The sequence below is a fragment of the Myxococcus sp. NMCA1 genome (assembly GCF_026810205.1).
GTDB classification, from domain to species: Bacteria; Myxococcota; Myxococcia; order Myxococcales; family Myxococcaceae; genus Myxococcus; species Myxococcus xanthus_A.
Genome location: NZ_CP113950.1, coordinates 6,059,402 through 6,073,522, shown reverse-complemented (window position 1 = coordinate 6,073,522; position 14,121 = coordinate 6,059,402). Strand labels below are relative to the sequence as shown.

Annotated in this window: 13 protein-coding genes; 4 read left to right on the top strand and 9 right to left on the bottom strand. The window is 69.1% G+C overall.

Annotated elements, in window-relative coordinates:
• Positions 1 to 59: 59 nt before the first annotated feature.
• The 9 genes from OZ403_RS24775 to OZ403_RS24735 form a co-directional block, all read right to left on the bottom strand.
• Positions 60 to 1,343, bottom strand: a complete 1,284-nt coding sequence (locus OZ403_RS24775) for a hemolysin family protein (RefSeq protein ID WP_140793646.1) — start codon at positions 1,341 to 1,343, stop codon at positions 60 to 62.
• 78 nt (positions 1,344 to 1,421) lie between these two features.
• Positions 1,422 to 1,763, bottom strand: a complete 342-nt coding sequence (locus OZ403_RS24770; protein WP_370527156.1) for a response regulator — start codon at positions 1,761 to 1,763, stop codon at positions 1,422 to 1,424.
• A gap of 158 nt (positions 1,764 to 1,921) precedes the next feature.
• Positions 1,922 to 3,130 (bottom strand): ceramide glucosyltransferase, encoded by a 1,209-nt coding sequence (locus OZ403_RS24765; protein WP_268781873.1) that lies wholly within the window; start codon positions 3,128 to 3,130, stop codon positions 1,922 to 1,924.
• A gap of 143 nt (positions 3,131 to 3,273) precedes the next feature.
• Complete coding sequence (phoU, locus tag OZ403_RS24760) at positions 3,274 to 3,960, bottom strand: phosphate signaling complex protein PhoU (protein ID WP_141253097.1); 687 nt, start codon at positions 3,958 to 3,960, stop codon at positions 3,274 to 3,276.
• Between the two features lie 25 nt (positions 3,961 to 3,985).
• Positions 3,986 to 4,729: a phosphate ABC transporter ATP-binding protein PstB gene (pstB, locus tag OZ403_RS24755; protein ID WP_216619774.1), complete on the bottom strand. Its 744-nt coding sequence runs from the start codon at positions 4,727 to 4,729 to the stop codon at positions 3,986 to 3,988.
• Positions 4,730 to 4,775: 46 nt separating this feature from the next.
• Positions 4,776 to 5,687, bottom strand: a complete 912-nt coding sequence (gene pstA, locus OZ403_RS24750) for a phosphate ABC transporter permease PstA (RefSeq protein WP_140864480.1) — start codon at positions 5,685 to 5,687, stop codon at positions 4,776 to 4,778.
• Entirely contained in the window at positions 5,684 to 6,664 is a 981-nt protein-coding gene (gene pstC / locus OZ403_RS24745) for a phosphate ABC transporter permease subunit PstC (protein WP_237077384.1), read from the bottom strand. Before pstC ends, pstA begins: the two co-directional genes overlap by 4 nt.
• Positions 6,665 to 6,725: 61 nt before the next feature.
• The gene (locus tag OZ403_RS24740) at positions 6,726 to 7,547 is read right to left on the bottom strand and encodes a phosphate ABC transporter substrate-binding protein (RefSeq protein WP_140793632.1); all 822 of its coding nucleotides are present in this window, start codon (positions 7,545 to 7,547) and stop codon (positions 6,726 to 6,728) included.
• A 132-nt stretch (positions 7,548 to 7,679) separates the two neighbouring features.
• Positions 7,680 to 8,369, bottom strand: coding sequence for a response regulator (locus tag OZ403_RS24735; RefSeq protein ID WP_140793630.1), 690 nt, complete (start codon positions 8,367 to 8,369; stop codon positions 7,680 to 7,682).
• 195 nt (positions 8,370 to 8,564) lie between these two features.
• On the opposite strand from OZ403_RS24735, the gene OZ403_RS24730 reads away from it, so the two are divergent.
• The 4 genes from OZ403_RS24730 (at position 8,565) to OZ403_RS24715 (ending at position 14,044) form a co-directional block, all read left to right on the top strand.
• Positions 8,565 to 10,214: a sensor histidine kinase gene (locus OZ403_RS24730; protein ID WP_140793628.1), complete on the top strand. Its 1,650-nt coding sequence runs from the start codon at positions 8,565 to 8,567 to the stop codon at positions 10,212 to 10,214.
• Positions 10,211 to 11,554, top strand: coding sequence for a sigma-54-dependent transcriptional regulator (locus OZ403_RS24725; protein ID WP_140793626.1), 1,344 nt, complete (start codon positions 10,211 to 10,213; stop codon positions 11,552 to 11,554). Before OZ403_RS24730 ends, OZ403_RS24725 begins: the two co-directional genes overlap by 4 nt.
• A 205-nt stretch (positions 11,555 to 11,759) precedes the next feature.
• A complete protein-coding gene (locus tag OZ403_RS24720) occupies positions 11,760 to 13,307 on the top strand; it encodes a SulP family inorganic anion transporter (RefSeq protein ID WP_140799192.1) in 1,548 nt (515 codons plus the stop codon).
• Positions 13,304 to 14,044 carry a carbonic anhydrase gene (locus tag OZ403_RS24715; RefSeq protein ID WP_140793622.1) on the top strand — a complete coding sequence of 247 codons (741 nt, stop codon included), beginning with the start codon at positions 13,304 to 13,306 and terminating at the stop codon, positions 14,042 to 14,044. The genes OZ403_RS24720 and OZ403_RS24715 overlap by 4 nt, the downstream gene beginning before the upstream one ends.
• The last annotated feature ends 77 nt before the right edge of the window (positions 14,045 to 14,121 follow it).

Here is a 14,121-nt window from a genome sequence, read left to right as displayed (position 1 = left end):
CCGCGCCGCACCTCCCGACGCCTTTGGCCTCCTGAGCCAAAGGCCGGGGGGGGCAGGCTTCACGCCTCCACGGGCTCTTCGCGCTGCGGCAGGTGGAAGCGCACGGTGTCCACACGGCGGGGCGAGGACGCGACGACCTCCAGCACGAGTCCTCCCTCCGTCTGAACCTTCGTGCCCGGCCCGGGGATGGCGCCGCCGGACAGGGCGATGCACAGACCCGCCACGGTGGCGTAGTCCTGGTCCTCGTCCAGGTCCAGGGACAGCTCCCGGTTGACGTCGCGGATGCTCGCGGTGCCGAGCACCAGGGCGGTGTTCGGACCCTCGCGCTTGACGTACTCCTCCGGCACTTCGGACTCGCTGAGGATGTCGCCCACCAGCTCCTCCACGAGGTCTTCCACGGTAACGAGCCCCACCACGCCGCCGCGCTCGTCCACCACCACCGCCAACTGCATGCGCCGCTTCTGCAGTTCCTTGAGCGCGTCCATGGCCCGCATCGTCTCCACGACGAAGAAGGGCGGACGCATCACGTCCTCCAGGATGATGAGGTTGCCCTCCCAGGCCACCCCCAGCAGGTCCTTGGCGATGACGTAGCCGACGATGTTGTCCAGCGTGCCCTCGTACACCGGCATGCGCGAATGGCCGCCCTCCAGCAGGACTCGGCGAATCTCCTCCGGGCTGGAGTGCCGACGCAGGGCCACCATCTCGTCCCGCGCCACCGACAGCTCGCCCACCGTCACGTCGCCCATCTCGAAGGCGCGTGATGCAATTTCGCCGGCGTGCGGATCCAACGTGCCCTGCTTCGCCGCCTCCTCCACCAGCTGTTGGAGCTCCTCCGCGGACAGGCGGCCTTCGGTGAAGTTCGTCCGGTCGCCGAACAGGCGCAGCACCACGTTGGAGCTGGCGGTGAGGAACCACACCACCGGTTGCATCAGCCACGCCAGGCCGCGCAGAGGCCGGCCGATGAGCAGCGCGTAGCGCTCGCCGGCACGCAGCGCGAGTGACTTGGGCACCAGTTCGCCCAGCACCAAGGAGAGGTACGAAACGAAGGCCACCACGCCCGCCAGGGCGACTTCGTCGGCTTGCTGCTCGGGCACTCCCAGTCTCGTGAGGAAGTCACCCAGACGCGTGGCGATGCTCGCGCCACCGAACGCGGCCGCCGTGGCTCCGATGACGGTGATGCCAATCTGCACCGTGGCCAGGAAGCGCTCAGGGTTGCCGCGCAGGGCCTCCACCGCTTTCGCGGAGGTGCTGCCTTCTTCAATCAGTTCCCGCAGCCGCGTCCGGCGGACAGAGATGATGGCCAGCTCCGCGCCGGCGAAGATGCCGTTTGCCAGGACCAGCAACAGGATGATGAGAAGCTCGGTGACGATAATGGCCCTCCTCTCAGGGGCCCTCTACCCTATACGCCAGAGGCGGGCTGCTCACTCACCAAGTGATTGCAAGAGGAGTGACAATTGGTCGCGGCTCGCACCTTTTGGCAGGTAGTAGTGTGGCCCTGAGAGCAGGGCACTGCCTACATCCTGCGCCGCCGCGGACGTCAGGAAGACGATGCGGGGATGCGGCCCGCGTGGCAGATGCTCCACGACCTCCAGCCCGGACATGCCCGGCATGTTGAGGTCCAGCAGCATCACTCCATAGCGTCCGCCGCGCCTCAGCGTCTCCAGGGCCTCTTGCCCATCCGAGGCCTCGGTCGTCTCGTAGCCAAGGTCCTCCAGGCTGAGCCGGAGGAATTCCCTCCAGTCCGCGTCGTCATCGACGACCAAGATCCTTCTTGCGCCGTTGTCCGTTGCCAGTCGCGCCAATCGTCCTCCCTCGACCTGAGATGAACGCTGCTGAAGGGCGCCATCATTCTCCGCGAGCGGTGACATGGTGCTCGCCGCGGCATGCGGGCAGGCAGGCCCTGGAAGGGCGCGTCGCCAGGTCAGCCCGCGAGGATGCGGTCGCCCTGGGGCAGCGCGGGCTCGGACGTCAGGGATGCCGTGTGCACTGGCATCAGCCGGGTGCCCCGGCCCACGCGCAGCCGGGTGCCGCGCCAGTTCACGGTGCGGGAGAAGAGCGCGTAGCTCCATGCCGCGAAGAGCAGGGCGTCCTTGGCGAAGACGGCGGGCACCGCGTCCCACGACAGGGCTTGTGGCCGCAGGGCGCGCACGGTGGAGAGGTCCACCGCGACCTTGCCCAGGGCCACCACCAGGCAGAGCGCCGCGGTGTCGGAAGAGGGGGCCAGCATCGCGCCCAGCAGGGCCAGCGGCGTGGGGTTCAGCAGGGCCTGGGCCAGGTACGTGCCCGGAGACACCGCGGTCCGGTGAATCACGCTCCAGCGCAGATAGCGCTGGAAGAAGGACAGGACGCTCTTGCGCAGCGACACGTTGAACACGGGCGTGTGCGCCATCACCACGCGCCGGCCCAGCTTCCGCGCCACCCACTGGCCGATGACGTAGTCCTCCGCCAGCACGTCCTTCACGGAGAAGAAGCCGCCCAGCGCGTCCACGTCCTCGCGGCGCAGCGCCATGGACTTGCCCACCACGATGTCCCGGCCTGCCAGCCGCTTGGCGGCAATCATCCCCGCTGCCGCGCTGGCGCCCAGGTGCAGGTTGTCCAGGAGCGAGCCGAAGGTGCGCTCACCCATGCCCGCCACCGGGTGGGTGACACAGCCCACCTCCGGGTCCTCGAAGGCCTGGGCAATCTCCTCCAGGTATCCCGGCGCCACCCGCGTGTTGCTGTCGCTGATGACCAGCACGTCGTAGCGCGCCCGGTCCGCCAGGGTGATGAGTTGATTCACCTTCGGGTTGCGGCCCGGCTCGCCCTCCTGGACCTCCAGGCGCATGACGTGGGGCCAACGGGCGACCGCCGCGCGGGCCACGGCGAAGGCCGGATCCCTGGCATCCTTGACGCCGAGCACCACCTCATACGCGCCCGCGTAGCCCAGCCCCGCGAACTGCGCCAGGTTGGCTTCCAGGTCGTCATCCACGCCGCACAGCGGCTTGAGGATGGAGATGCCCGGGCGGGGCGTGCCCGGTTGCGCGGTGGGGGACGGCTCACGCCGGTGGCGCAGCACGAGCGCGAACTGGACGGTGAGGACGAACAGTCCGAGGCAGGCGGCAAGCAGCAGGACGGTGGAGGCGAGCAACATTCGCGGGCAATCCCCGGGGCCGGTGCGCCGTCATGGCGCGACCACGGTTGCCACGCTAGAGGCCCTCCACGTCAGCCCCGCGAAGCGCCCGGGGCGGGCCGGGCAATTCGCGGTGACAGGGCGGTGAAGCCCGCGCCCGCGGGTTACTCCGCCAGATTGCGGCTCCGCGGGTGGCGGATGTCCTTGCCGCGCACCATGTAGACGACCATCTCCGCCACGTTCAGCGCGTGGTCGCCAATGCGCTCCAGGTGCTTCGCGATGAACATCAGCGCCGTGGCGCGGCGGATGTTGCGCGAGTCCTCCATCATGTAGGCGAGGAGCTCGTTGAAGATTTTGAGGAAGAGGGCATCCAGCAGATCGTCGCCCCGGAGCACCTCCTCCGCCTTGGCGACGTCGCCGGAGACGAAGGCGTCCAGCGACATGCGGACCTGCCGCTGGGCCAGCTCCGCCAGCCGGGGCGTGTCCACGTAGGGCGCCAGCGGGGGGGCCTGGTTCAGGTCCATGGAGCGCTCGGCGATGTTCACCGCCAGGTCGCCGATGCGCTCCAGGTCGGTGACGATCTTCAGCGCCGTGGTGATGAGGCGCAGGTCGCTGGCGGCGGGCTGGCGCAGCGCCAGAATCTTCCGGCACAGCTCGTCGATGTCCACCTCCAGGCGGTTGACGTCCTTGTCGGCGGCGACGACCTTCTCGGCCAGGGCGCTGTCGCGGTCGGTGAGCGCCTTCATGCTCTGGACGATGAGGTTCTCCACCTTCGCGCCCATCGCGAGCAGCTTCTCCCGCAAATCCCTCAGGTCCGCCTCGAAGGCCTTGTCCGTATGCGTCGACGGCATGTGTCCGGTCCCCTTTTTCTTCCGCTCACCCGAACTTGCCGGTGACGTAGTCCTCGGTGCGCTTCTCTCGCGGGTTGGTGAAGATCTGCTCGGTGGGGCCGCATTCCACCAGCTCGCCCATGTAGAAGAAAGCGGTGCGGTCGCTGACGCGCGCGGCCTGCTGCATGTTGTGGGTGACGATGGCGATGGTGTACGTCGCCTTGAGCTCGTGGATGAGCTCCTCGATTTTCGCGGTGGCGATGGGGTCCAGCGCGCTGGCGGGCTCGTCCATCAGCAGCACCTCCGGCTCCACCGCCATCGCCCGGGCGATGCACAGACGCTGCTGCTGGCCGCCGGACAGGCCCAGGGCGCTTTCGTCCAGCCGGTCCTTCACCTCGTCCCAGAGCGCGGCGCCGCGCAGTGACTTCTCCACGCGCGTGGCCAGCTCCGCCTTGTCCTTCATCCCGCCCACGCGCAGGCCATAGGCCACGTTCTCGAAGATGCTCTTGGGGAAGGGGTTGGATTTCTGGAAGACCATGCCCACGCGCCGGCGCAGGTCCACCACGTCCACGCCGCGGTCATGAATGTCCGTGCCGTCCAGCAGGATGGTGCCCGAATGCGAGGTGCCGGAGATGAGGTCGTTCATCCGGTTGAGCGAGCGCAGGAAGGTGGACTTCCCACAGCCGGAGGGGCCGATGAGCGCCGTCACCCGCCGGTCGAGGATGGCCAGGGACACCTTGTGGATGGCCGTCTTGGGGCCGTAGCGAAGGGTGAGCTCCCGCGCTTCCATCTTCGCGCGGGGATTCTGGGGTTGGAGGGACATGGCAGGCGTACCGTCAGTGGGCGCTGGCGGCCTTGCGGCGCGTGCGCGTCCGGATGATGACCGCGACGAGGTTGAGGGCGAAGGTGAGCGCCAGCAGCACCAGCACCGTCGCATACAGCGGACCACTGGCCTCCGTCACGTTCGGTGACTGGGTGGCCATGACATACGTGTGGTAGCCCAGGTGCATGAACTGGGAGTCCAGGTGCGTGGGCAGGTCCGGCAGGAAGTAGGCGGCGCCGGTGAAGAGGATGGGGGCGACTTCGCCCGCGCCGCGGGAGATGGCCAGCACCGCGCCGGTGAGGATGCCGGGCAGGGCGCCGGGCAGCACCACCCGCGCCAGCGTCTGCGACTGGGTGGCGCCCAGTGCCAGGCTGGCGGTGCGCTGCTCCAGTGGCACCGCGCGCAGCGCCTCCTCCGTGGAGACGATGACCACTGGCAGCGTCAGCACCGCCAGCGTCAGCGAGGCCCAGAGGATGCCCGGCTGGGCCCAGTGCATCTCCTCGTAGCCCAGCATCCGGTCCAGGTTGCCGCCGACGAAGAGGATGAAGAAGCCGAGCCCGAAGAGGCCGAAGACGATGGAGGGCACGCCCGCGAGGTTGACCACCGCCACGCGCACCCAGCGGGCGAAGCGTGACTCCGGCGGCGCGTATTCGTGGAGGTACACGGCGGTGAGCACACCCACCGGCATCACCGCCAGCGTCATCAGGAGCGTGAGCGCGGCGGTGCCGAAGATGGCGGGGAAGATGCCGCCGCCCATCATGCCGTCGCTGGGGGGCTGGGTGAGGAATGTCCAGGAGAGGTGACGGGCGCCGTTGCGCGCGACGTTCAGCAGGATGAGGGCCAGCATGCCCACGATGAAGAAGGCCGCGAGGGCCGTCAGTCCGGTGAGGCCCAGCCCCACCGCCCGGCGCGTGGTGTACTTCACGAGGCGCTCCCGGTCAGCCGCTGGAGGACCTTCTTCGTCCACGTGGAGGCGACCATGTTGAGGACGAAGGTGAAGATGAACAGCTCCACGCCGATGAAGAAGAGAAGGGAGTAGTGCGGGCTGCCCACGACCACTTCACCCATCTCCGCCGCGATGGTGGCCGACAGCGAGCGCGCCGAGTCCCCCAGGTTCCAGGACACGATGTCCGCGTTGCCTGACGCCATGAGGACAATCATCGTCTCGCCAATGGCCCTGCCGAAGCCCAGCACGCACGCGGCGAGGATGCCGGGGGCCGCCGCGGGAAGCACCACCTTCCACGCCGTCTCCCAGAGCGTGGCGCCCAGCGCCAGCGAGGCCTCGCGGTAGCTGCGGGGCACCGCGGTGAGCGCGTCCTCGGACACGGTGAAGATGACTGGGACGATGGCCAGCGCCAGCGCCAGTCCCGCCAGCGTGCCGTTGAGCGGCCGGTCCAGGTGGAACAGGTCCTTCACCATCGGCGACAGCACCATCAGCGCGAAGAAGCCCAGTACCACGGAGGGGATGCCGGCCAGCAGTTCGATGACGGGCTTGAGCAGCTCGCGCAGGCGGCGCGGGGCGAACTCCGCGACGAAGAGCGCGCTGAAGACGCCCATGGGCACCGCCACCAACATGGAGACCAGGGTGATTTTCAGCGTGCCCACGAACAGCGGAATCATGCTGACCTTGGGCGTGTCCGACACGGGCTGCCACCGGAACGGGTAGCGGCCCTCCTGCGGCAGGAACATCTTGGAGAAGCTGGCTTCGTGGCGGGCGTCCGCGTCGGTGAAGAGCGTCAGCGCCTCCTTGGCCACGAAGACGATGATGAGGATGAGCGCGGCGATGCCGGTGAACGCCATCAGCGTGATGAAGCCCGCGACGGCCTTCTCCCGCAGTTGACGCCTCCGCGCCGCCGCGGACAGGCGCGGCGCGGCCACGACCCGCGTGAGACCTTGCTCCATGGTCGCCTGTCTATCCATAGGGATTCAGCGCCTCTTGTGACATTCGTGTGACGCTCCGCGGCTACTTCACGGGGAAGTAGCCGACCTGGGTGACGATGGCCTGACCTTCGGGGGAGAGCGCGAAGTCGATGAAGGCCTTGATGTCGCCGGTCGGCTCGGCGCGCAGGTAGAAGAAGAGGTCGCGCGCCAGCGGGTACTTGCCGCTCTTGATGTTGTCCGCGCTGGGGGCGATCTCCTCGTTGCCCTTCTTCACCTTCAGCTCCTTGATGCCCTCGGCGTACGCGGCGCCGCCGTAGCCCAGGCTGTTCTTCTCCTTGGAGACGGCGTTCACCACCGCGGCGGTGCCGGGCAGCGTCTGGATGGCGGGCGCGAAGTCCTCGCCGTCCAGCACCATGTCCTTCACGAAGACGTAGGTGCCGGAGGAGTTCTCCCGGGAGTACGCGACGATGGGCGCGTCCGCGCCGCCCACCTGCTTCCAGGTGGTGATGTCACCCACGTAGATCTTCATCAGCTGCTCGGTGGTGAGCGCGCTCACGGGGTTGCCCTGGTGGACGTAGAAGGTGACGCCGTCCTTGGCCACCGAGCGCTGCACGGGCGGCACCTTGAAGCGCGCGCGGAGCTTGTCAGCCTCCGCCTTCTTCATCTCCCGGCTGGACATGGCGATGTCCGTGGTGCCGTTCTGGAGCGCCGCCAGGCCCACGCCGGAGCCGCCGCCGGTGACCTGGACCTTGATGGTGGGGTTCTTCTTCATGAACGCCTCGGCCCAGCGCTGGCCGAGGATGACCATGGTGTCGGAGCCCTTGATGGTGACGGTGCCCGCCTGGGCAGCGGCGGGGAGCGCCAGGAGGAACACCGCGAGCAGGGGCTTGAGGAGCGATTTCATGGGGGACTTCTCCTGGCTGGATGATGCGGATCGGAATCTGGACGCTGTGTGAGGCTTGCGCGAAGACGCCGCGCTTCTACGTGACGTGGGTGTCCGTTTCGCGTCCGCCACGTGACATCGCCGTCACGACGCTCAGCCCGCGGCTGGGTCCAGCATCCGGTAGCCGACACCGCGGACCGTCTCCAGCAGCGCGCGCGCCGGGCCCAGCTTGTCGCGCAGGCGCATGACGTGGGTGTCGATGGTGCGCGTCTCCAGGGAGGAGGACAGGCCCCACACCTCTTCCAGCAACTGCTCACGTGTCTGCACCCGGCCCAGGCGGGCGAGCAGGTGCTCCAGCAACCGGAACTCCAGCGCGGTGAGGGCCACCTCGCGCTCCTCCACGAAGAAGCGGTGGGACGCCACGTCCAGGCGCAGGGGCCCCAGCGCCAGCGGCGCCGAGCTGCCGGCCGTGGGCGCGCCGCGGCGGAGGATGGCCTTCAGTCGCAGCACGAGCTCCCGCACGCTGAAGGGCTTCACCACGTAGTCGTCCGCGCCCACCTCGAAGCCGCGGATGCGGTCGGACTCCTCGCCCTTGGCGGTAAGCATGACGATGAGGACGCCCCGGGACTGGGGGTTGGCCCGCAGCTGCCGGCAGACATCGATGCCGGACATGTCCGGCAGCATCAGGTCCAGCAGCACGAGGTCGGGGTTCTGCTCCCGCGCGGCCACCAGCGCTTCTTCGCCAGTGTGGGCCACGTGCGTGGTGAGGCCGGAACCCCGCAGGTTGAAATCAATGAGCTCCGCGAGGTCGCGTTCGTCGTCGATGATGAGGACATGGGGCATGGCGGGCCGTCACTCTGCGCGCCCCCTTTTCCGAACGTGTGACTCATGTGCAACAACTTCGTCATGGCGGGGACATGCGCGGGAGCGGGTGACACGGGGCGGTGGCCGGCCCTCCAGCGGGCGGGCCCCCGGCCGGGTGGCCTGATTGCGCGTGAAGGTGCTGCCGTGCCGGGGTAAACCCCAAGACGCCCTGTCATGACTTCCGCCCACCTGCCGCCGACCCCACCTCCGCTTCCTACGCTGACCCCCACGCCGGGCGAGCTGGCCCACGCGCAGCGGCGCGGGGGGCGCTCCGCGCTCGTCGGTCTGGGGCTGGTGGGGCTGGTGGCGCTGACGAGCCCCGTGCTGGGCTACGTGGAGGACGTGCGCAACGCGCGCGAGGAGCTGCTGAGCCGGCTGCTCAACCAGGCGCAGGTGCAGTCGGAGGCGCTGGGCGTCCACCTGGGGCTGTTGGAGGCGGAGCTGGCCCGCGTGGCCGGGCACCCCGCGCTGTCTCCCGACGACGGCGTCTCCCCGGCGGAGCTGGCCCTGCTGGAGAGCGCCTTCTACCATTCGTCCCTCTTCTCGGAGGGCGTGGCCCTGCTGACGCCCGAGGGCGAGCGCGTCTGGAGCGACCCTCCGGACATGCCGCTGGGGCGCTCGCCGCTGCCGCTGCGGCCCTGGTTCCGCCGGATGGTGGAGGGACGCCAGCCGGAAATCGACCTGCTGGAAGGGGAGGGGGGCCCCATCGTGGTCGCCGTCCCCATGTTCCAGGAGGGCCGCTTCAAGGGCGTGCTGCTGGGAGAGCTCCGCGCCAGCGCGCTGCCCACGCGGCCCACTGCGCAGACGTCACTGGTGCTGATGGATGACCACGGTCAGCTCCTGATGCCGGTGGGGCTCAAGCTGGGCGCCGGGGACACCACGGGGCGTCTGCGCGCGCTGGCGAACATGCCGGGGCCGCTGACGCTGGATGACAAGCACATGATGGGCGCGGGCGCGTGGGTGGGGAAGAGCGACCTGCTGTTGGTCGTCCTGGAGGAGGAGACGGCCACCGCGGGTCTCCGGGCGCGCTTCCTGCGGCAGTTGGCGTTCCACATCGCCCTGCTGAGCAGCACGCTCATCATCTTCATCCTCCTGCTGCGGCACTCCTACCGTTCGCTGCTGGCGGCCGAGGAGCGGCTGCGACGCCAGGAGACCATGGCCGCGCTGGGGACCGCGGCCTCGCTCATTGCGCATGAGGTGAAGAACGCCCTCAACGGCATCCAGGCCGCGCTGTCCGTGCTCCGGCATACCCCCGCGGGCAGCGAGCTGCCCGTGGGCGCGCTGCGCTCGCAGGTGGAGCGCCTGAGCCATCTGGCGCGCTCGCTGCTGTCCTTCGGGGCGCCTCGTGCCGCGCTGCGCCGCAGCTGCGAGGTGCACCTGCTGGTGCAGGACGCGCTCCAGGGCGTGAAGCTGCTGCCGGAGTCAGAGGCCGTGGCCCTGACCACCTCCCTGGAGGAGTCTCTGTGGGTCCAGGGGGATGCCGCGCTGCTGGTGTCCGCCATCGACAACGTGTTGCGCAACGCGGTGGAGGCGGGTGCGGTGGCGAAGGACACAGGGATGCAGTTGGCTCCGTGGGTAAGCGTGCGTCTGACGCGGGACGACCATGACGCCGTGCTCGTGGTGGAGGACAATGCGGGCGGCGTGGATCCGCGTCTCGAGCCCAGGTTGTGGGAACCTTTCGCCACCGGGCGGGCCAAGGGCGTGGGGCTGGGGCTGCCCATGGCGCGTGCCTCCGTGGAGGCCCATGGTGGCAGTCTGAACTATGTCCGGAGTCCGCTGGGAAGCCGCTTCACGCTGCGCCTTCCGTTGGAGGTGGCCCGATGAGCACCTATCTGCTGTTGGTGGATGACGACCGGACCTTCGCCTCGCTGGCGGCCTCCGTGCTGCGCCACGAGGGCTTCCGCGTCACGCTGGCGCATTCACTCCACGACGCGCGTGGGGCCATGTCCCGCGAGGCGCCGGACCTGGTGGTGTTGGACCGGCGCCTTCCGGACGGGGACGGCATCGACTTCCTGCCGGAGCTGCGCGCCCAGCTTCCGGACACGCCCGTGTTGATGGTGACGGCGCACGGCGACATCGCCAGCGCGGTGGAGGCCATCCAGGCGGGCGCACGCGACTACCTGTCCAAGCCGGTGGAGCTGGATGACCTGGTGCTGCGCGCCCGCCGCGCCGCCGCGGACCTGCAGCTCCAGGAGCGGCTGCGTCTGGCGGAGAGCGAGCTGGGCGGACGGCGGCGCCTGTCGCGTCCGCACTCGCCGAAGATGCTCGCCGCGTTGCAGATGTTGGAGCGCATCGCCAAGGCGCCGCGCAGCTCGGTGCTGCTGCTGGGCGAGACGGGCGTGGGCAAGGAGGTGATTGCGCGCCACCTGCACGCACTGCAAGGCGGGCAGGGCTCGTTCGTTCACGTCAACTGCGCCGCGCTGCCCGCCACCATGGTGGAGAGCGAGCTCTTCGGCCACGAGCGCGGCGCCTTCACTGACGCGCGCACCGCCCGCCGCGGCCTGGTGGAGGTGGCCGCGGGCGGCGTGCTCTTCCTGGACGAGGTGGGCGAGTTGCCGCTGCAGCTCCAGGCGAAGCTGCTCACCTTCCTGGACAAGGGCGCCTTCCGCCGCCTGGGCGGCACCGCCGAGCTGAGCAGCAGCGCGCGCGTGGTGACGGCCACCAACCGCGACCTGACGGAGGAGGTGGCCGAGGGCCGCTTCCGCGAGGACCTCTACTTCCGCCTGAGCGTCTTCCGGGTGGACATTCCGCCGCTGCGCGAGCGCCGCGAGGACCTGTTGCCCCTGGCGCAGTCCCTGGTGGCGGAGCTGTGCGCAGAGCTGGGGCGCCGGCCCGTGGGCTTCTCCAGCGCCGCGCGCGCCCGGCTGGAGCGCTACCCGTTCCCCGGCAACGTCCGTGAGCTGCGCAACGTGCTCGAACGGGCCCTGGTGCTGGAGGCCGGCCCCGAACTGGAGCTCGCCTCCCTGGAGCCGCAGGGCACCAGCGGCCCGCCCGACGTGGACCCCGACGCGTTCATCGTCCCCGGGGCTCCGCGCCCCTTGCAGGACGTCGAGCGGTTGTACGTCCGGCATGTCCTCGCCCGCTTGGATGGGCGCCGGATGGAGGCTGCCAGGGTGCTGGGGCTCTCCTATCCCACCTTCCTCCGCCGGCTCGAGGAGGAGTAGGCGAGGGCGCTTCAAGATTCTTGAGGCCGGCGGCCTCAAGGATTTTTAAGTCCGGCTCCGGGACTTAAAATCGCTTTCATATTCCCAACCGCAATCAATTTGCGTTCCCTCTGAGCCTGTCGAAAGGCGGACGGCACGCTCTTTGCGGAGGGCCTCCACGTGAACCAGCGCACGCGGCAGTCGCGGCGACTTGTGTGGAGGTGTGATGTCGACTTTGAAGAGTCCTGAGGGCGCTGCTTCCCCCTGGAAGGCGCTGGCCACGGACCTGCCTGCTTCCCTGGTGGTGTTCCTGGTGGCGTTGCCGTTGTGCATGGGTATCGCGCTGGCTTCAGGCGCGCCCATCGTCAGCGGGCTCATCGCGGGTGTGATTGGCGGCATCGTGGTGGGGCTCTTTGGAGGCGTGCCCCTCCAGGTGAGCGGTCCCGCGGCCGGCCTCGCGGTCATGGTGTTTGGCTTCATCCAGCAGATGGGCCTGGCGATGACGTGCGCGGCGGTGGCCGTCGCGGGCGTGGTGCAGATGATTCTCGGTGGGTTGAAGGTGGCGCGCGGCGCGCTGGCCATCTCTCCCGCCGTCATCCACGGGATGATGGCCGGCATCGGCATCCTCATCGTCCTGGGGCAGGTCCACATCGTGATGGGCGGCGCGCCGCAGTCGAGCGCGTGGCAGAACGTGAAGGAGCTGCCGGGGCAGATCGCGGACCTTCATGGCGCCGCGACGCTGCTGGGCCTGCTGACCATTGGCCTGATGGTGGCGTGGCAGTTCGTTCCCGGAAAGTTGAAGAAGGTCCCCGGTCCGCTCGTGGCCGTGGTGGGCGCCACCGCGGCGGCGACCTTCATGGGCGCGGACGTGGCCCGGGTGGACCTGCCGGAGAACATCTTCTCCAGCATCCAGTTGCCCACCTTCCCCAAGGGTGACTGGGTCGCCTTCGGCACGGCGGTGCTGTCGCTGGCGCTGGTCGCGAGCGCGGAGTCGCTCTTGAGCGCGGTGGCCACGGACAAGATGCACACGGGCCCCCGGGCGAACCTGGACCGGGAGCTCTTCGGTCAGGGCCTGGCGAACACGATTTCGGGTCTGGCGGGTGGCTTGCCCATCACCGGCGTCATCGTCCGCAGCGCCACCAACATCACCGCCGGCGCGAAGACGCGGCTGTCGGGCACGCTGCACGGCGTGTGGCTGCTCCTGTTCGTCACCTTGCTCGGCTCGGTGGCGGGGCTCGTTCCCCTCACCGTGCTGGCGGGTCTGCTCGTCTTCGTCGGCGCGAAGCTGGTGAACGTGCACCACATCCGTGAGCTCCAGAAGCGCGGGGAGCTGGCCGTGTACCTGGTGACGGTGGCCGGCGTGGTGGGCGTCAACCTGCTGGCCGGTATCGGCATGGGTCTGGCGTTCGCCGTGCTGCGCCTGCTGTGGCACCTGGGCAGCGTCAAGGTGGACGTGCACCAGCAGGCGCATGCGTCCTATCTGGTGCGAATCTCGGGTGCGCTGACGTTCGTCGGCGTACCCAAGCTGTCCACCGCGCTGGCGCAGGTTCCGTCTGGCTCCAAGGTGGAGCTGGACCTGGCCGTGCAGACGCTGGACCACTCCGGGCACGAAGCCCTGGAGAGCTGGTGCGACACGCATCGCAAGACGGGCGGCAAGGTGTTCACCGAGTCGCTTGAAGACGTCTGGAGCCGCAAGGGCACGGTGAAGCCGAGCAGCCCCGAGGTCATCGACGGTCCCAACCACAACTCGCTTGTCTCTGGAGGTGCGCAATGAGGAAGCTCATCCGCGGTCTGTTGGATTTTCAGCTCAACGCCCGTTCCACCTACCGGGAGAAGTTCGCGTTGCTGGCGCAGGGGCAGAAGCCGGATTGCCTCTTCATCGCCTGCGCGGACAGCCGCGTGGTGCCCAACCTGCTCGTGTCCACGGACCCGGGTGACCTGTTCGTGGTCCGCAACGTCGGCAACATGGTGCCGCCGTCGGATTCGAAGGGGCAGTCCACGGGAGACCAGTCCGAGGCGGCCGCGCTGGAGTTCTCGCTCCGCAACCTGCCGGTGGAGGACATCGTCGTGTGCGGCCACTCGAGCTGCGGCGCGATGAAGGCCGTCCTCGCTGGCGGCGTGGGTCTTGAGAACCCGAACCTCAATGGCTGGCTCGAGCACGGCAAGGCCGCGCTCCAGCGGATGGAGACGAACCCGAAGCTGGGGGAGGGCCTGTCGGATTACGACCGCCTGTCCCAGAACAACGTGCTGCTGCAGATGGAGCACATCTCCAGCTATCCGTGGGTGAAGGCGCGTCTCGACGCGGGCACGCTGCGGCTGCACGGCTGGTGGTTCGACATCGCCAACGCGCAGGTCCAGGCCTGGCGCCCGTCGCTGGGCCGCTTCATCCCCATGGACGAACTGGTGGGCGAGGCCCTGCTGCGCGAACTGGGCACGGACACCCACGTCCACGGCGCGTTCGCCAACGGCAACGGTGCTCAGCGCCTGTCGGTAGCGGCCAGCGCCCAGTAGCCCGGTGGAAGCAGGCGACCAGGGGAGCGGCTCGAATCGAGCCATTCTCCTGGTGGCCAAAGGCCGGTGAGGGGGAG